At 38.4% G+C, this 17,197-nt stretch carries 14 protein-coding genes, 10 tRNA genes, 1 rRNA gene and 1 pseudogene; 1 reads left to right on the top strand and 25 read right to left on the bottom strand.

What is annotated here, in order from left to right; all coding sequences use genetic code 11:
• From LDX58_RS24345 to sigW, 14 genes and pseudogenes are all read right to left on the bottom strand, one after another.
• On the bottom strand, positions 1-326 hold a 326-nt coding region (locus tag LDX58_RS24345; protein ID WP_227940183.1), incomplete at its 3' end, for a helix-turn-helix domain-containing protein.
• Positions 327-1,173: 847 nt separating this feature from the next.
• Complete coding sequence (locus LDX58_RS24350; protein ID WP_227940184.1) at positions 1,174-2,358, bottom strand: ABC transporter substrate-binding protein; 1,185 nt, start codon at positions 2,356-2,358, stop codon at positions 1,174-1,176.
• Positions 2,359-2,374: 16 nt separating this feature from the next.
• Positions 2,375-3,115 carry an ABC transporter ATP-binding protein gene (locus LDX58_RS24355; protein WP_227940185.1) on the bottom strand — a complete coding sequence of 247 codons (741 nt, stop codon included), beginning with the start codon at positions 3,113-3,115 and terminating at the stop codon, positions 2,375-2,377.
• The gene (locus LDX58_RS24360) at positions 3,115-3,894 is read right to left on the bottom strand and encodes an ABC transporter ATP-binding protein (protein ID WP_227940186.1); all 780 of its coding nucleotides are present in this window, start codon (positions 3,892-3,894) and stop codon (positions 3,115-3,117) included. Before LDX58_RS24360 ends, LDX58_RS24355 begins: the two co-directional genes overlap by 1 nt.
• Before the next feature lie 12 nt (positions 3,895-3,906).
• Positions 3,907-4,932, bottom strand: coding sequence for a branched-chain amino acid ABC transporter permease (locus LDX58_RS24365; RefSeq protein WP_227940187.1), 1,026 nt, complete (start codon positions 4,930-4,932; stop codon positions 3,907-3,909).
• On the bottom strand, positions 4,932-5,810 hold the full coding sequence (locus tag LDX58_RS24370) for a branched-chain amino acid ABC transporter permease (protein ID WP_227940188.1): 879 nt from the start codon (positions 5,808-5,810) through the stop codon (positions 4,932-4,934). The genes LDX58_RS24365 and LDX58_RS24370 overlap by 1 nt, the downstream gene beginning before the upstream one ends.
• 871 nt (positions 5,811-6,681) lie before the next feature.
• Positions 6,682-6,945, bottom strand: a complete 264-nt coding sequence (locus LDX58_RS24375) for a ferredoxin (RefSeq protein WP_227940192.1) — start codon at positions 6,943-6,945, stop codon at positions 6,682-6,684.
• 341 nt (positions 6,946-7,286) lie between these two features.
• A pseudogene (locus LDX58_RS24380) lies at positions 7,287-8,232 on the bottom strand (IS30 family transposase).
• Positions 8,233-8,694: 462 nt separating this feature from the next.
• On the bottom strand, positions 8,695-10,497 hold the full coding sequence (gene glmS / locus LDX58_RS24385) for a glutamine--fructose-6-phosphate transaminase (isomerizing) (protein WP_227940194.1): 1,803 nt from the start codon (positions 10,495-10,497) through the stop codon (positions 8,695-8,697).
• A gap of 390 nt (positions 10,498-10,887) precedes the next feature.
• Positions 10,888-12,231, bottom strand: coding sequence for a phosphoglucosamine mutase (glmM, locus tag LDX58_RS24390; RefSeq protein ID WP_227940196.1), 1,344 nt, complete (start codon positions 12,229-12,231; stop codon positions 10,888-10,890).
• Between the two features lie 26 nt (positions 12,232-12,257).
• Complete coding sequence (locus tag LDX58_RS24395; protein WP_227940198.1) at positions 12,258-13,499, bottom strand: CdaR family protein; 1,242 nt, start codon at positions 13,497-13,499, stop codon at positions 12,258-12,260.
• Positions 13,492-14,313 (bottom strand): diadenylate cyclase CdaA, encoded by an 822-nt coding sequence (gene cdaA, locus LDX58_RS24400; RefSeq protein WP_227940200.1) that lies wholly within the window; start codon positions 14,311-14,313, stop codon positions 13,492-13,494. The genes LDX58_RS24395 and cdaA overlap by 8 nt, the downstream gene beginning before the upstream one ends.
• A 98-nt stretch (positions 14,314-14,411) precedes the next feature.
• Positions 14,412-15,050 (bottom strand): anti-sigma factor family protein, encoded by a 639-nt coding sequence (locus tag LDX58_RS24405; RefSeq protein WP_227940202.1) that lies wholly within the window; start codon positions 15,048-15,050, stop codon positions 14,412-14,414.
• A 14-nt stretch (positions 15,051-15,064) separates the two neighbouring features.
• The gene (gene sigW, locus LDX58_RS24410; protein WP_227940203.1) at positions 15,065-15,628 is read right to left on the bottom strand and encodes an RNA polymerase sigma factor SigW; all 564 of its coding nucleotides are present in this window, start codon (positions 15,626-15,628) and stop codon (positions 15,065-15,067) included.
• Between the two features lie 197 nt (positions 15,629-15,825).
• Between sigW and LDX58_RS24415 the strand changes: the two genes are divergently transcribed.
• Positions 15,826-16,014, top strand: coding sequence for an aspartyl-phosphate phosphatase Spo0E family protein (locus tag LDX58_RS24415; protein ID WP_227940205.1), 189 nt, complete (start codon positions 15,826-15,828; stop codon positions 16,012-16,014).
• Positions 16,015-16,057: 43 nt separating this feature from the next.
• Here LDX58_RS24415 and LDX58_RS24420 read toward each other — a convergent pair.
• The 11 genes from LDX58_RS24420 to rrf form a co-directional block, all read right to left on the bottom strand.
• A tRNA-Ala gene (locus tag LDX58_RS24420) sits at positions 16,058-16,133 on the bottom strand.
• Between the two features lie 9 nt (positions 16,134-16,142).
• A tRNA-Gly gene (locus LDX58_RS24425) sits at positions 16,143-16,217 on the bottom strand.
• A gap of 28 nt (positions 16,218-16,245) precedes the next feature.
• Positions 16,246-16,318: transfer RNA gene (locus LDX58_RS24430), tRNA-Lys, on the bottom strand.
• Positions 16,319-16,326: 8 nt separating this feature from the next.
• Positions 16,327-16,401, bottom strand: a tRNA-Gln gene (locus LDX58_RS24435).
• Between the two features lie 4 nt (positions 16,402-16,405).
• Positions 16,406-16,490: transfer RNA gene (locus LDX58_RS24440), tRNA-Tyr, on the bottom strand.
• An 11-nt stretch (positions 16,491-16,501) separates the two neighbouring features.
• Positions 16,502-16,574 (bottom strand) — tRNA-Thr (locus LDX58_RS24445).
• 5 nt (positions 16,575-16,579) lie between these two features.
• Positions 16,580-16,655 (bottom strand) — tRNA-Val (locus tag LDX58_RS24450).
• A 6-nt stretch (positions 16,656-16,661) separates the two neighbouring features.
• A tRNA-Glu gene (locus LDX58_RS24455) sits at positions 16,662-16,736 on the bottom strand.
• Between the two features lie 169 nt (positions 16,737-16,905).
• Positions 16,906-16,981: transfer RNA gene (locus tag LDX58_RS24460), tRNA-Thr, on the bottom strand.
• Positions 16,982-16,988: 7 nt separating this feature from the next.
• Positions 16,989-17,063: transfer RNA gene (locus LDX58_RS24465), tRNA-Asn, on the bottom strand.
• 7 nt (positions 17,064-17,070) lie between these two features.
• Positions 17,071-17,186 (bottom strand): 5S ribosomal RNA (gene rrf / locus LDX58_RS24470).
• Positions 17,187-17,197 lie beyond the last annotated feature (11 nt).

Consider the following 17,197-nt stretch of genomic DNA (forward strand, 5'->3'; position numbering starts at 1 on the left):
TCTATCCCTTGTTCATTAAATGTTTTCATCCAACGGTGAATTAATGAAGGGTTATTCAATCGAAATTGTTCAGCAGTTTCCTGAAAAGAAGCACCTGTTTCTACCATAAATTGTATCGTATCCATTTTAAATTGAACAGAGTACGCTTCCTTCATTTTTCTTCGCTTTAATCCCTCTATCCCTTTTATTTTATAGGATCTTACCCAATCTTGTATTGGGGTTTGAGAGGGCATATTGTATTTTTTCGCTAATAATTTATATCCAAGATTTCCATTTAAATACTCGGTAACAAGCTTTATTTTAAATTCTTCACTATATTTGGCCATAAAAACACCCCCGAAAGTTAGATTTTCTACTCTAACTTTCGGGGGTCGGAACCTTTATGTTCCTCTTTTTTTATTTCCCTCAGGTGAAATCAGCTTTTACACCATTCAACTTTTTTCATAGTAGTAGTTTTTATGATGATACAGCCCCCTTTTCATTGATTTACTCTCAAAAAAAGTCCAATTATCCCATTTATGCGTTAAATTCTCCATCTTATGCGTTAAATCCAGAATTTATGCGTCAGGTTTATTTTTATGCGTCCCTTTCCCACTTTTATGCGTCACAACAAACACACCCTAAACAACAAGAAAAACCAGTGTAATCATATAAACGATTACACTGGCTGTTTCGTGCAAGCTTGTAATTGTTCCTTGCTTCTTGTTCCTTCTTGTAAAATACATAAAACATCATCATTCATTTTGTTTCTTCAATTTTTTATCTATATCTCTTTTCGCCTACAGAACGATAAAGCATTTTCTTTTTCTCATTTAATACTCCTTTTTATTAATATTCGTTTAAAAAATGGTTATTAACTTTTAAATTTACCTAAATCTCATAGCAGCAACTAATCAATCTGAAATGTCACTACTAAGATCCCAGACGTTTCTCATAAATTTTTCTCGATCCATTATTAGCGCCAGTTTACTGTTTGACGCTAATAATGTGTACTGTATCCCGATTGAACACACCAAAAATTTTACGTTCGACATTGACCCATTAACATCAGATCAATCTGGTTGCCGATATAACCTCATTCGTTTTTTACGAACTCCTTAATTTTTTTCATGATGTCCTGTTTAAAATATGTTCAAAAAACCTTACCGTGTGTTCCCGATATAAAGGTGTTTTTCAATCTAATAATACCCATTTTCCATCTTTAACGATCGCCATTACCATACTATCAGGATCCAAACCATTATGATCTTCCGGCGTGAAGTTGAAAACCCCTGTTGCCCCAACCCAATCAGTTAATTCATTCTCTAGGAAGTCACGAATTGATTCTCTGTCTGTTGCTCCAGAACGCAAAGCCTCTACTACTAACATGATGTTATCGTACCCGTAAGAACCAAAGTTGGTTGGCTCATTCCCGTATTTCTCTGTGTATTCATTATAGAAATTGGAAATAACGTCATATTGAACATCTTTTTCAGTTATTTCTTCTGGAAATAGCAATTTCCCAGTCGGAATAATAACACCTTCAGCTCCTTTTTCTGCTAGGTTTATGAAGTTTTGATTCGCAATTCCATGACTTCCAATCATCGGTAGGTCAAGACCTAAGTTACGAATATTGGAAGCAATAACTGCAGGTCCGGGGTTCGTGCCCCAAACAATCACGGCTTCTGCATTTGCGCTATTGACTCTTGTTATTTGAGCACTCATATCAGGATCCTGTGTGTTGTAACCTTCTTTTGCAACTATCTCAATTCCATATTCATCCGCTAACCCCTCAAGCTGTTCAACCCCACTTGTACCAAAGGCATTAGAATCGCTAAGCAATCCGACTTGCTTAATCCCTTGCTCATTTAAATACATATAAATACGTTGTACGGCATGAACATCCGAGTGAGGTGTTTTAAAAATCCAATGAGCATCTTCTACAGGCTCAACAACATGCATACTTGCCGCTGCGGCAATCATTGGTACTTGTTGTTGAAGAGCAATCCCCTTCATTGCTAAACTTTCCCCACTACCAGAAGATCCTAATACAGCTAAAACATTCTCATCATTGATGAGACGATTCATCTCCTGTGTTGCTTTTTCCTGTGTCGACTCATCATCAGCTAAAATAACTTTAATCGGCACACCATTAATGCCACCTTCAGCATTAATCTTGTCTTCTATTAATTTCGTTGCATTCCATTCCGGTTCTCCGAGTGGACTATTTGGTCCAGTCTTGGAATAGATGGCTCCAATTTTATACTCTGACACCTCTCCATTATTCTCAACCTCACCGGAACTTTCACTACCTCCACAAGCAGCTAACATCCCAATCATCGATACAGATAACAGTGATAGCAAAAATGACTTCTTCATATTAATACCCCCCTATTTAGTTTACGGATTGACCTAAGTATGCTTCCTTAATTTCTTTATCGTTCAATAAAGCCTCTGCACTTCCAGATTTAACAATCTCTCCATGAGAGATGACGTAAGCTCGATTGGCGATCTTTAATGAAGAAAATACATTTTGTTCAATGAGTAAGACTGTCGTCCCAAATTCATCACGTAAATGTCTTACCAGTTCAAGCACTTCTTTTGCTACAATTGGAGCTAAGCCTAACGTCGGTTCATCCAAAAGAAGAAGATTCGGTTTCGCCATAACGCCTCTAGCAATTGCTAACATTTGTTGTTGTCCCCCAGAAAGAGTTCCAGCTAATTGTAATTTTCGTTCACTTAAAATGGGAAACAACTTAAAAATACGCTCAATGTCTTTTTCTACTTCTTTTTTTCCCGAATTCTTATAATGATGAAATGAGCCTAAGTACAAATTATCAAGGACATTTAACGTTGTAAAAACCTGGCGATGTTCTGGAACGTGCACTAAATTTTTTGTGACAATTTGTTCTGTCCCAAGACCAACCATGTCTTGATTCTGATAAAGAACGTTTCCATTAGTTGGTTTTAACAAACCAGATATCGTTTGTAGTAATGTCGTTTTTCCAGCACCATTCGCCCCTAAGAGTGCAACAACTTCCCCCTTATTTACTTGTAATGACAATCCCTTTAACGCTTGAATTGGACCGTAAGATACCGATAAATTCTCAATCGATAATAAAACTTCTTTGCTCATCACGGCCCCTCCCCTTGCTCTTCTTCTATATCAGCGCCTAAATAAGCAGTGATAACTTTCTCATTGTTTTGTATTTCTTTTGGTGTTCCTTCTGCTATTTTTACACCTTGATCAAGAACGATAATCTTGTCACATATACTCATAACCAAATCCATGTCATGCTCTACAACAAAGACGGTAATCCCTTTATTTCTAATTTTTTCAATGAGCCTACTCATTTCATGTGTTTCTTTATGATTTAGTCCTGCAGCAATTTCATCAAGCAATAATAGTTTAGGGTTTGTAGCTAATGCACGCGCAAGCTCAAGTAAGCGAAGCTTCCCCAATGATAGACTGCCAGCTTTATGATCAAACAAATCCTCTATCTCAACAAATTTGATTTGTTCCATTGCTGCTTCATACATTTTTCTCTCTTCTTTTTTGGCCTTTTTTGATAGAAAGGCTGCGCCTATCATTCCTGTTTTTGTTTGAATATGCTGACCAATCATGACATTCTCTAAGACTGTCATATTTTTAAACACCTGCAAATTTTGGAATGTTCTCGAAATGCCTAATGGTGCAATTTGATAAGTTGGTAATTCTTGAGTTTGCTTTCCCTCAAATGTGATTGTTCCAGAAGTAGGAGGGAAAATAGCTGAGATCATATTGAACATCGTGCTTTTACCTGCTCCATTAGGGCCAATCAGTCCAACGATTTGACCTTCCTCAAAAGAAAAGGAGACATCACTATTGGCGATAACTCCACCAAATTTCTTTGTTACACCCTTAACTTCTAGCATGTATCGCACCTCCTACTCACCTAAATTTATTTCGTTCTTTTCTCTCACTTTTGATTTTTTCTCAAACCTTTTACTCTGAATCACGTTTACTAATGTTGGGAATAAACCACGCGGCATAAAGATGACCACAAGCATTAGAATTAACCCATACATCACATGCTCAAAATCACTAGTTATAAAGGTAAATCTCTCACCTAGAGCATGAACAGATATGCCTATTAATCTAATTAAGATCGCTCCAATTACAGCCCCCCAAATTGAAACACTTCCACCTAGAACAACCATCGCTAGAAATAAAATAGAAGCATCTAAAGTGAAGGAACTTGGTGAGATACTATACGACATATGAGCAAATAACCATCCTGCTAGCCCGGCAAACATCGAGCTTAAGATAAAAATTTGCATTTTATATTTACCTGTATTTACTCCCATTGAACTTGAGGCAATTTCACTATCATGAATTGACCTTAAAGCACGCCCTACCCTTGAATGAACAATATTTAATGCAATCACGATAACCAGTAAAGCAAAAAACCAAACAAAATAATAATAACCAATCCCTTGATTAATAGTTGTTCCAAAAAAATTGATTTGCGGAATTCCAAAAAATCCAGTCGCTCCCCTTGTCACTTCTCGCCATTCAACGAGGACGGAATAAATAATGATTCCGAAAGCTAAAGTGGCCATCGCTAAATAATAGCCATTTAATCTTGACATCGTGTAACCCATAACAAACGCAAGAAGAGCCGGAACGAGCATAGAAAAGATCAGACTGAGCCATGGACTCAAACCATAGGTCGTTGTTAATACCGCTGTCGTATAGGCTCCTACCCCGTAAAATGCGGCTTGCCCTAATGAAATCTGACCCGCATAGCCCATTAATAAACCTAAACCGACGGCCACAATGACGTAAATTCCTGCAAACGTTGCTTGAGTTAGATAGAAGGATTTCGTTATAATTAGTGGAAAAATGAAAATAAGGGTTAAAAATAAGACAACACCAAGCCAATTAGTCCGTTGTACACCTTTTAGCTTCATCATAGCCCTCCTTTCCCAACGTTTTTCTCACGTAAAATACCACTTGGACGTATTAATAAAATTGCTAAAATAGCAGTAAATACAATAGCATCTTTTAAACCTGAACTAATGTACCCAGCACTAAAGGATTCGAGAAATCCTATTATTAACCCACCTAACACAGCACCAGGAGCACTACCTAAACCACCTAAAATAGTAGCCGAAAAACCTTTGACTCCTAACATGACCCCCATATCGTAGGCAGGGAACATAATGGGCGCAATCGCAAGTCCTGCTAAAGCACCAAGCCCAGCACTTAATGTGAAAGAAAACGAAGCCATTTTTTTAGGACTGATTCCCATTAACCTTGCTGCTACAGGGTTGACTGAACAGGCTTGAAAAGCTTTTCCAACAATCGTACGATCAATAAGGTAATATAACCCACCGACAACCATTAACATGATCAGAATAATCCAAATACTTTGAGGAGTAATGGTCGCTCCTGCAATTCCGATTGGTTCATTCGCAGTAAATGAAGCAACTCTTACTTGATCTTTGCCCCAAATCATACTTGAAATTCCACGAATAAAAATAGCAGCACCAATCGTTAAAATGATTAAACTAATTGCATCCGCCCCTTTAGCTCGGCGGATCATCGCGACCTCCATCACCCAACCAATAACCATGACGATGATGATCGTAATGATGAAACTAATCCAATAAGGTAATCCGGATGAAGAGAGAGAAAACATGATCATCCCACCTAACATCACAAACTCACCCTGAGCAAGGTTAATGACTTTTGTTACGCTGTAGATCGTAACAAACCCAAGTGCGACGATTGCGTAGATACTTCCAATCGTTAGACCTGTAATAGAAAATTGCAGAAAGTCCCCCACATTAACACCTCCAACATTTTTAATGACATAAATAAATTATACCGTTTTAAATTCGTATAACCATTATTCAATATGTTAACGCTTACAAACATAGGTGTCAATGCATTTTAAAATATAATTTTCGACAATATATTATTATATATACATAAAATCACTATTCCATTTATGATTTAATTTTACTGCGTTTAACTGATTATATTTAGTTCTCATATCTGCAACTACTCTATTTCACATTGGGAATTACAGCAAGCGCACACCACCAATAATATGATACTTATATATGAATCGTTTTTATAACGCGCTATAATTAACTTGTCATTCCTTATAATCATTAAATAAAGTAATAGGATCAAAAATTTTATATGAGATTGAGACAGCTGGTGCAATATGTTTTGAACAAGTTCGCTGCTGCGTGAGCAATCTATCAACTAAGCTATTTCTGCAAAAAAAAAAAATAACATCTTTAGCGGATGTCTAAAATAGTCCGTTTACAAAGGACAATGCTTACGGTTCTAGTTTGTTATCACGGTCTTGGACTTTAATATAGTTCTGAGAAATGAGACTGCGACAATGCTACTTTCAAATGGAAACACAGAGTGAGAAGTTACATTTTAAAAATCTCCAACCAAAAGTGAAAGGTGTTCTTTTATTAAAGAAGAAAATCAAATATGCTATGAAAACACATTGTAGAGTTTCAATCGATATTAAGATAAAGAGCTTAAATCGATACCTCGTTTTGATGGAATTCTAGATAAGTGAAATGCTACTGTTATCGACTAAGAAAACACTAGCTTCAGTAGTCTTAATTCGCTAACTGAAACTAGTGTTTTATTTAATCATAAAAATGACACGAAGGTTTGCTTGTAATTCCCTATGAAGATATTTCCATTTCCAGTTTCAATGAGTTTCCATTAAATGGTTCATCGCCAATTTTTATTGAATCTGTTGGACATCCATCTTGAGCGTCTTCCATATCTTCGTATAAATCCTCTGGAACTTTTGCTGTTCCTTGATTATCATCTAAAAGGACAAACGAAATTCCCTCATCATCATAATCATAGAGATCTGGAGCGGATGCTCCACATGCTCCACAAGCAATACATGTTTCCTTATCTACAATTGTGTATTTAGCCATTATAATTCCCTCCAGTTTTATATAATTTAATGAGCAATAATTTAATATGACGTTTTAAAAACGTTATGCGTTATAATTATAATAAAACTGAATGCTTTATTTGTCAAGAAATTCTGACCTATTTACTAACTTCAAAGCGGACGTTTTTATGTTTTGTATCCTCTGTTTTTGCATCAGTTATGGCTTCATTCTCTTCGACTGTATTCTTCCAGTAAGATTATATGTACCCATCCTAAAGGAGACATATCGTAACTCAAATGACACCTATAAAAAAGGGAGAGTCGGCAAATAAGCCAACTCTCCCACTCTCGTTTTAGTTATTATATTTATGAGACGGTTTGTCAATCTAACTGCGATACTTCTTCCCAAAATGATTCGTATGAAGTTTTCCAACCAAGACATTTTCTTGGACGATGATTAATTAAGTGTAAGGCTAACTCTAATTCTTCTTCTAGTATTTGAGCTAGATCGGTCTTCTTAGGAAAAAATTCACGTAAGAGCCCATTAGCATTCTCGTTGGTTCCCCGCTGCCATGAAGAGTATGGATCAGCAAAGTAAATAGACATTTCTACCTGTTCTTCAATGCTTGAATAGCACGCAAACTCTTTCCCACGATCAACAGTAGATGTCTTAAAAACACCTGGGGGATACATGGCAAACATGTTTAAAATGGCTGTTTCCATTGACAAAGAACTACGATTATCCATCTTTACTGCCAGGTACATCCGTGTTTTTCGTTCCGCAAAGGTAGCAAAACACCCTTTACTTTTCCCTCGACTTGAGACCATCGTATCAAGTTCCCAATGTCCAAAAGTTGTTCTTTTCTTTACCTCTTTTGGACGTTCAGTAAGGGAGGTTCCAATGTTAAATCGCCCTCTGGTTTCAACGGATTTTTGACGTTTTCCTTTGTGACGAAGGACTGTGATATCCACCTTATTTAGTAGTCTAAAATAGAGCCAACGATAAATTGTTTTGAATGAAAGATTTAGTTCAACTAACCGTCCAACGATCTGTTCAGGAGACCATGTTAGTTGGAGTTTTTCTTCAATGACCTCTCTGCCATGAGGCAGACCATTTACCTGTTGGTTTACAGGCTTTACGGCGCTCTACATATTTATCTTGAGCAACTTCACTAGCATATTCTTTTGTACTATTTCGATTTAATTCTCGAGCAATAGTAGAGTGGTGTCGATTTAGTTCTAAAGCAATTTTTCTAATAGACCAGCCCAGTTTATTTAGGGCTTCTAGTCGTCCACGTTCAAACGTTGTAAAATGGGAGTAGCTCATGATAAAACCTCCGTGTAAGGGTTGTGTAGTAACTTCATTTTACACGAAGTATCATGGGCTTTTTTGTGTTTATTTTTAGGTGTTGCACTTAATATTTTCAATTCGTCTCCTATAAAACATATGTAGTGAGCTTTATATTGTTCGTAATTTCAAAAAAAGACTATCCCCTCGGGGATAGTCTTTTTTTGAAATTTAATATTATTTTCCGATGCTTACTAACACTTATAAACTACATCATTAACATCCTGTTCTATTTCTTTTTAACCATTATCTTCACTATAAGAATTTTTTAAACATCCTTTTAGAATTTCCAACGTCACTTTCCGACTTTGTTTGTTAGTTTCCATCTTTTTTTGCTAGTTTCCATCTTTTTTGTCGTTTAACATTTACGTCAGTACCTAACTTTGTTGTCCAGTTTTCGACTTTGTTGTCTTTCAACAAATATAATTTCAAGTCTTTTACCTACTCAACCGTCACACTCTTAGCAAGATTACGAGGCTTATCAACATCACAATCACGGTGTAACGCTGCATAATACGAGATCAACTGTAACGGAATAACGGTTGCAAGTGACGTTAAATATTCATGTACCTTTGGAATAACAAAAGCATCTCCCTCATGCTCTAAGCCTTCCATACTAATAATACAAGGATGTGCTCCGCGAGCTGCGACTTCTTTTACATTCCCGCGAATGCTTAAGTTTACATGCTTCTGCGTCGCAATGGCAATGACTGGTGTGCCATCTTCAATAAGGGCAATTGTCCCATGCTTTAATTCGCCTCCAGCAAATCCCTCTGCTTGGATATAAGAGATTTCTTTTAGCTTTAAAGACCCTTCTAAGCAAACGAAATAGTCAGCTGCACGGCCAATAAAGAAGCAGTTGCGAGTAGTTGCTAAATAATCACGAGCAATTTGCTCCAGTTTTTCTTTTTGATCGCATAGTGCTTCCATTGCACTAGCAACAATCCCAAGTTCCTGAATGGGGTCAAAGTCAAGCTCAATACCTTTTGCATTAGCTGTATCCACCGCAAGCAAGGTAAGAACAGCCATTTGAGCTGTATAAGCCTTTGTCGAAGCAACAGCAATTTCAGGACCAGCATACGTGTGTAAAGTAAAATCAGACTCACGAGAAAGTGTTGATCCCGGTACATTGGTGATTGTTAATGCTTGATAGCCTTTTTCTTTTACATCAACAAGAACACCGCGAAGATCGGCCGTTTCTCCACTTTGTGAGATGAAAATAAAGAGTGGGTTTTCTGAAAGAAGGGGCATATTATATAAGAATTCACTTGCAATATGAACCTCTACTGGACGCTTGGCAATCTTTTCAATTAATTGCTTTCCAACAAGACCCGCATGATAACTCGTGCCTGCTGCAATAATGTAAATGCGATCTGATGACTTCATCGCATGACGAATGTTTTCATCAAGACGAACCGTTCCATCTTCATTTCGATATTTTTGAATGATATTACGAATAACAAACGGCTGCTCATCAATTTCTTTTAACATAAAGTGAGGGTATGTTCCCTTTTCAATGTCACTAGCATCTATTTCAGCCGTATAGGGTTTACGTGCGATAACATTACCATCTAACGTCTTAATCGTCACATTCTCACGAGAAACGAGTACCACTTCTTTATCCATAATTTCAACAAATTGATTCGTCACTTGAAGCATAGCCATTGCATCAGAAGCAATCACATTCGCACCATTACCTACACCAATTAAAAGTGGACTTTTATTTTTACCTACATAAACAACATCAGAATTCTGTTTATCAAGAAGCGCAAGTGCATACGAACCTTTTAATAAAGATAATGTATGACTAAATGCTTCTTCGATAGATTGACCTTCAATAACAAAGCGGTCGATCAAATGAACAATTACTTCTGTATCAGTATCACTTACCATGTCAACTGTAGATAAAAAGTCCTTTTTCAACTGTTCATAATTTTCAATTACACCATTATGAACAAGTGTAAATCTTGCCGTTTCACTTTGATGTGGATGCGCATTAATGCGACTTGGGGGACCATGAGTGGCCCAACGTGTGTGGCCAATACCAACCGTACTCTCTACTGTCTTATCGACAACATCACGCAAAGATGCAATTCGACCTTTTTCCTTAAAAACGTGGACGCCAACATCGTTAGCTACTGCAATCCCAGCTGAATCATAGCCACGATATTCCAACTTTTCTAAACCACGTAATAAGATTTCTTTTGCATCTTCCGTCCCAATATATCCAACAATTCCGCACATAAATTAATTACCTCCTGAAGTTAGGGGCAAGTAACCTGAGGGTACACTTACCCCCACTCTCATTTTTTTTGAGGCATGCTTACTTCTGTCTTTGTGCAAAGAGTTGCCTCTTTGTTTTTCCAGAAGTCTAACGGTTGTCATGCTACAACCGGAGGGCATCCGCCGAACTTTCGATACTCCCTCTCCTCGTCAACTACACTCACTGTAGTCCAGGCGCTTTAATCTTTCACTTCTATCCACCTTTCTCTTATTGACTTTTTTTATCATACATCAAACAAGAGCAAACCGTCAATTACAAGTAATAATTAACAAAGCGTTTGAGAGTGGTTCAAACTCTATATAAAAAAATATGCATAAGCAGCATGTTGTGTGCCACTTACGCATAAAACATTAATCTAAACCCATTTCCTCTTTCACAACATTGACAATCTCATTCACATATTGATTACAAAGCTCTTCCGTCTTTGCTTCAACCATAACGCGAACAAGAGGTTCAGTGCCTGATGGCCTTACTAACACACGACCTTCACCCTCCATTTGGGTTTCAACGTTGTTAATAGCCGTACTCACTTTAGCATTGTCGGTCACAGCATTCTTATCTGTCACACGTACATTTACGAGCTTTTGCGGGAATGTTTGCATATCAGCTGCCAACTTCGACAATGGTTTCCCCGTTACTTTCATAATGTTCACTAGTTGTATAGCAGATAATAAACCATCACCCGTGGTGATATGATCTAGGAAGATGATGTGCCCAGACTGTTCTCCGCCAAGGTTAAATCCTCCCTTTCTCATTTCCTCCATGACATAACGATCTCCTACAGCTGTTTGCTTAAATTCCACACCAATTTCTTGAAGACCTTTGTAGAAGCCAAGATTACTCATGACCGTTGATACGACCGTACCATGCTTTAACCAACCTTGTTCCTTCATATACTTCGCACAGATGAACATAATCTTATCGCCATCAACAATATCACCGTTCTCATCAATAGCAATCAACCGATCAGCATCTCCATCAAAAGCTAATCCAATCTGAGCTTCTTTTTCCAGGACGAAAGCCGCTAAAGCTTCGGGATGAGTGGAACCGCAATTTTCATTGATATTTACTCCATTGGGGGTTGTCCCCATCGTCGAAATATCAGCCTCTAAATCAGCAAATAAATGCGGTGCTAAGGATGAAGCTGCTCCATGTGCACAATCGAGAGCAATATGAATACCTGAAAAATCTTCTTGAACCGTTTGCTTCAGAAACTGAAGATATTTTTGTCCACCTTCAAAATAATCGTTTAGTTGACCAAGATCACCGCCAACAGGTCTAGGAAGCTCATCTTCACTATCAAGAAGACGCTCAATTTCCTCTTCTTGATGATCCAATAGTTTAAAACCATCTGGTCCAAAGAATTTGATTCCGTTATCAGGGACTGGATTATGTGAAGCTGAGATCATAACACCAGCGTCTGCACTTAGTGCCTTTGTTAGAAAAGCCACACCTGGTGTAGATATCACACCTAGACGCATAACTTCGGCACCTATAGAAAGTAAACCTGCTACAAGTGCACTTTCTAGCATCTCTCCGGAAATTCGAGTATCTCTTCCGATAATTACTCTTGGTTTTTCTGTTTGTTTCGTTAATACGTAGCCACCCATTCTGCCTAATTTAAAGGCAAGCTCCGGTGTAAGTTCCGTATTGGCAACTCCACGCACACCATCAGTACCAAAATATTTTCCCATTTATCATTCTCTCCTTCAAACAATCATCAATCAGAACGCACTGTAATTTCAATTGGTATCTTCTTATTATCAGCTAAAGCAAACTGAATATTTGGAGGTCCATTCACCTGTATTTCAACTTCATATTTGCCTGTTGATAAATCACTTATATCGATAAACGCCTGAATATCAGATAATGTTAGCTTGCTTAATAACTCCTCTGATCCGCTTGCTAAAATGGTTACAGACCGATTTGAATTTTCATTGAAAGTAACTTTTTCTTCCGATCGCCCACCGATTACTTCAATAGGTACATCAGGGAACTCTGCTGTTTCTTCTGTCGTTATTGAAACCGTAATATTGACCGTTTCCGGAGTCACCCGCTCTATCCCTGGTGGAGTAGGAACCGTCATTTCAAATGTTTGAGACTCGGATAATTTACTTAGATCTATCGTTCCAACATCGACTACATTCATACGGTCGATCACATCAGTAGGACCATAAATCGTTACTTCCTCTGGTTCAAATTTGACATCACTAATACTTAAACCAGCTGGTAATTTACCTGTACGAGTCACTTTAGTGGGAACCAATCGATTTGGACTTGTAATAGGGATCTTCACATCTACAACTTGCGGTTCTACCGCTAAGAACAACTCTTTCCCGTTCTTGTCAAACATCTTAACAGGCGTCGTTTCTTCGATCGTTTTATCGGCACCTGCAACATCGACAAATGCTTTTACCATACTAACCTCAGCTACGAGACTTCGTGCAGCTGTCACATCAACGTTGATTGGAGTCACAATGGGTGTACCAACTGTGTATCCTTCTTCCACTTCACTCGAGTTAATTATATCGACTTGAACAGGGAAAGATACGGTTTGCTTTTCTTGTAATTCCACTCTTACATACTGTGGCACAATAGACACCGTTAGTTCACTTGGGAAATTGCGATGTTGAACACTTAATGTATGTACACCTTCTCCTCGATCGGTTACATCAACAAACACTTCGTAAGAAGGTCGAGTCAATTGAAATAGTGTTAGTTGAGCTTGGGGTCCTTTTAAATTAACCTGAACATTTTCCGTCTTATCTGTAATAGCATAATTCTCTTCATCATACAGAACAGTTAACTCAACATCTTCGAGCGTATAAGCTGGGTTAATGGTTGGCAACACGCCTCCTGGCTGCGTCGTTAAATTATCAATATTAACCATTGTAAATAGCATGAGCGCAATAAAGAAAGAGACGATTCTAACAAACCAATGGCTATTGAACATTTTATCCATTTCTCTTTCCTCCCCACTGCCAACGTGAAGTGGTGGTATTACTTTCTACTAACAACTCTCGTTCAAGCAAGCTTCGCAGTTTCTCTTCATCGAGATCCCGGTGCAATTCACCATTCTTTGTTAACGAGATAGCCCCTGTCTCTTCGGAAACAATGATCGTAATCGAATCAGTCACTTCACTAACTCCAAGAGCGGCTCTGTGCCTCGTTCCTAATTCTTTTGAAATAAAAGGATTCTCTGATAAAGGTAAATAACATGCAGCAGCTAGAATCGTATTGTTCTGAATAATAACAGCGCCATCATGAAGAGGCGTATTAGGTATAAATGTGTTAATTAGTAATTCAGATGTTAAATTAGCATTCATTTGAATACCTGTCTCAACATAATCCGTCATACCCGTCTCTCTTTCAAGTGACATGAGTGCCCCAATTCGCCTTTTGGCCATATAGGATGTTGCTTTTATAATCGCATCAATCGACTTTTTGGCATGATCATCCTGTGGAATCGTTCGACTCGAAAACAGTCTCCCTCTTCCTAATTGTTCAAGTCCTCTTCTAAGCTCTGGCTGAAAAATAATAATAATGGCAAGCAGACCATAAGTAATCGTCTGGTTCATGAGAAATTCTAATGTTCTAAGACCAAGGAAACGACTCAAAAACCATATGGCTAAAATAACCGTTATCCCTTTAACTAACTGGACAGCCCTCGTCCCACGAATAATCATAATTGCTTTATAAACAACATAAGTTACAACCAATATATCAACAATTTGTCCAACATAGTTGAGCAAACGAAATTCTTCTAAATAAAACATGGCCCTTCCTCCAAACCACTAACGTACGTCAAAAGAGAAAAATACATATTACTAATCCCCTTCACTTTCCCCATTATATCACAGTGTCATTTGAAGTCCTACTGATTAGATCTCTGATGATCTGTAATTGACATCACCTCTTTAGCAAAGCTTTTCAAGTGATACCAAACCCAATCCAATGCTTGGTTCACTTCGCTAATTTCCCCTGAAACTTGACCAACTGACGCATAATAAGCTTTACTATTCACGAGTAAGACATTTCCTTCTATTTCTCCATCGACTTGTAATTGTCCGTTTCTAACGACAATATCCCCTCTTATCACTTCTCCTTCAGGAACAACGACGCGACCACTGTCTTGATCAATTTGCACATGGCCAGAACCCGAAACAACTACCTGTTCTTCTCCACTATTCCATAGTGATGATATGCTCGTTATCATTAAAAGAAAAAACACAGCAGCCGATATAAGTAATGGATGTTTCCTCGTCCATTGCTTCCATTTTGAAACTTGCTTTCGTTCAGGTAGGTTTGCCATGACCGTCTCTGTAAAATCCAAAGGAGCCTCGATATGAGAAGAACTTTGTACGAAAGCAATAACTTTTTTTAGTTCATGAAGATGTTGCCTACAAAAAGCACATTCCTTTAAATGTTGATCAAGGATCTTTTTTTCTTCTTCTGTTGCATCGCCATCAAGAACGTTCTGAATGAGGTCTTCATAATACTGTTTACACTTCATCTTAATATCCCTCCTTATACATGGCGCATTCTCTTTCTAAGTGCTTCTCTACCCCGATGAATTCTTGTTTTAACAGTAGAAGGTGGAATATCTAAAATGTCGCTAATCTCACTAATGGATAAATCCTCAATGTATTTTAAGATAATAGCCGTCCGATATTTTGGAGGCAATTGATTGATCTCAGTTTGAACCCATTCTTGCCTTTCTAAACTAACAACTTGATCATCGAGTGACTCCTCATCAGAAGCAAGTTGAGACTCATACGTCAAACCATCTAATCCTTTTACTTTTTCTTGTAAATAATAATCTGGCTTTTTCTTACGTAATCGATCAATCGCTACATTCGTTGCTATACGAAATATCCATGTTGAGAATTTGCGATCAATATCAAATCGGTCAAGATTCGTAAAGGCCCGCAGAAATGCTTCTTGTGCAACATCCTGTGCTTCATGCAAATTTCCTACCATTCGATAAGCGACTTGAAAGACTTTATCTTTATATAGTTCAACAATTTCTGAGAAAGCTTGTTGATTTCCTTTCCTCACTTCCCAAATTAACCTCTTTACAATTGTATCCATATTATTACTCCTGCCACATTCGTTCTAGTTTTTTACGTTTCACCGTTAAAAAAGTTCCATTTCCTATATATTTCTTCATCATAACATGAAATAATGTTTTCTTTTTGCAGAAATAGGGTATAAAAAAATACAACTCCAATCTAGTTTCGAGCTAAGACAATTTCAAACTTAAAAGACTTCAAGAAGGATGTGGAAAAATGAATAGAGAACACCAACTCTTGCATGATATAGAAGAATGTAGAGAATTGTTAAATCGCAAAGCACAAACATCATCTTTAATTTCAAAAGAGGTGATTCGTTACAGTCATAAACTTGATGCACTTTTAAATGAATACGAAAATTTAATTAATAAACATAATTGGCATAAACAAAAAACAACTACATAAAAAAACCATAGATTTACATCCATGGTTTAAAGTTAATATGTAATGGTGGAGCCTAGCGGGATCGAACCGCTGACCTCCTGCGTGCAAGGCAGGCGCTCTCCCAGCTGAGCTAAGGCCCCATATCAGATTGGAGCGGAAGACGAGATTCGAACTCGCGACCCCCACCTTGGCAAGGTGGTGTTCTACCACTGAACTACTTCCGCAACTTACTCAAACAGTTTAAAATTGAAATGAGCCATGAAGGATTCGAACCTTCGACCCTCTGATTAAAAGTCAGATGCTCTACCAACTGAGCTAATGGCTCTAAAAAAATGGCTGGGCTAGCAGGATTCGAACCTACGCATGACGGAATCAAAATCCGTTGCCTTACCGCTTGGCGATAGCCCAATCATGGTGGAGGGGGACGGATTCGAACCGCCGAACCCGGAGGGAGCGGATTTACAGTCCGCCGCGTTTAGCCACTTCGCTACCCCTCCATGATGAACGATGCCGGCCAGAGGACTTGAACCCCCAACCTACTGATTACAAGTCAGTTGCTCTACCAATTGAGCTAGGCCGGCATATATGGTGGAGGATGACGGGATCGAACCGCCGACCCCCTGCTTGTAAGGCAGGTGCTCTCCCAGCTGAGCTAATCCTCCATTTAATGGTGACCCGTACGGGAATCGAACCCGTGATACCGCCGTGAAAGGGCGGTGTCTTAACCGCTTGACCAACGGGCCATTGTCAACACTGACAAAAAATATTATATCTAAATTACTTCTAGATTTCAACCCTTTTTTATTCTTTTTTTAATTAATTTTAAGAAAGAAAAGATCAATAAAAAAAGACCAAAATCAACAAAAACGCCAATCAGTAGATGCCTGAGGGCGCGTAATTTATAAGTTCTTCTGGAGCTTCCAAGCGGATTTGAACCGCTGACCCCTACCTTACCATGGTAGTGCTCTACCTACTGAGCTATGGAAGCAAAAAAATGGCTCCACAGGTAGGACTCGAACCTACGACCGATCGGTTAACAGCCGATTGCTCTACCACTGAGCTACTGTGGAACGGTATGCCTGGCAACGTCCTACTCTCACAGGGGGAAGCCCCCAACTACCATCGGCGCAAAAGAGCTTAACGACCGTGTTCGGCATGGGAACGGGTGTGACCTCTTCGCTATCGCCACCAGACTATAAGGTAT

This window comes from Alkalihalobacillus deserti (assembly GCF_020734105.1).
GTDB lineage: Bacteria > Bacillota > Bacilli > Bacillales > Bacillaceae_D > Halalkalibacter > Halalkalibacter deserti.

Excerpts from the sequence above, each read along its gene's own strand:
- LDX58_RS24405 (WP_227940202.1), bottom strand. The coding sequence starts at position 15,050 with ATGAAGTGTAAACAGTATTATGAAGACCTCATTCAGAACGTTCTTGAT.
- LDX58_RS24415 (WP_227940205.1), top strand. The coding sequence starts at position 15,826 with ATGAATAGAGAACACCAACTCTTGCATGATATAGAAGAATGTAGAGAA.
- LDX58_RS24350 (WP_227940184.1), bottom strand. The coding sequence starts at position 2,358 with ATGAAGAAGTCATTTTTGCTATCACTGTTATCTGTATCGATGATTGGG.
- sigW (WP_227940203.1), bottom strand. The coding sequence starts at position 15,628 with ATGGATACAATTGTAAAGAGGTTAATTTGGGAAGTGAGGAAAGGAAAT.
- glmM (WP_227940196.1), bottom strand. The coding sequence starts at position 12,231 with ATGGGAAAATATTTTGGTACTGATGGTGTGCGTGGAGTTGCCAATACG.
- LDX58_RS24365 (WP_227940187.1), bottom strand. The coding sequence starts at position 4,932 with ATGAAGCTAAAAGGTGTACAACGGACTAATTGGCTTGGTGTTGTCTTA.
- LDX58_RS24355 (WP_227940185.1), bottom strand. The coding sequence starts at position 3,115 with ATGAGCAAAGAAGTTTTATTATCGATTGAGAATTTATCGGTATCTTAC.
- LDX58_RS24395 (WP_227940198.1), bottom strand. The coding sequence starts at position 13,499 with ATGGATAAAATGTTCAATAGCCATTGGTTTGTTAGAATCGTCTCTTTC.
- LDX58_RS24375 (WP_227940192.1), bottom strand. The coding sequence starts at position 6,945 with ATGGCTAAATACACAATTGTAGATAAGGAAACATGTATTGCTTGTGGA.
- cdaA (WP_227940200.1), bottom strand. The coding sequence starts at position 14,313 with ATGTTTTATTTAGAAGAATTTCGTTTGCTCAACTATGTTGGACAAATT.
- glmS (WP_227940194.1), bottom strand. The coding sequence starts at position 10,497 with ATGTGCGGAATTGTTGGATATATTGGGACGGAAGATGCAAAAGAAATC.
- LDX58_RS24360 (WP_227940186.1), bottom strand. The coding sequence starts at position 3,894 with ATGCTAGAAGTTAAGGGTGTAACAAAGAAATTTGGTGGAGTTATCGCC.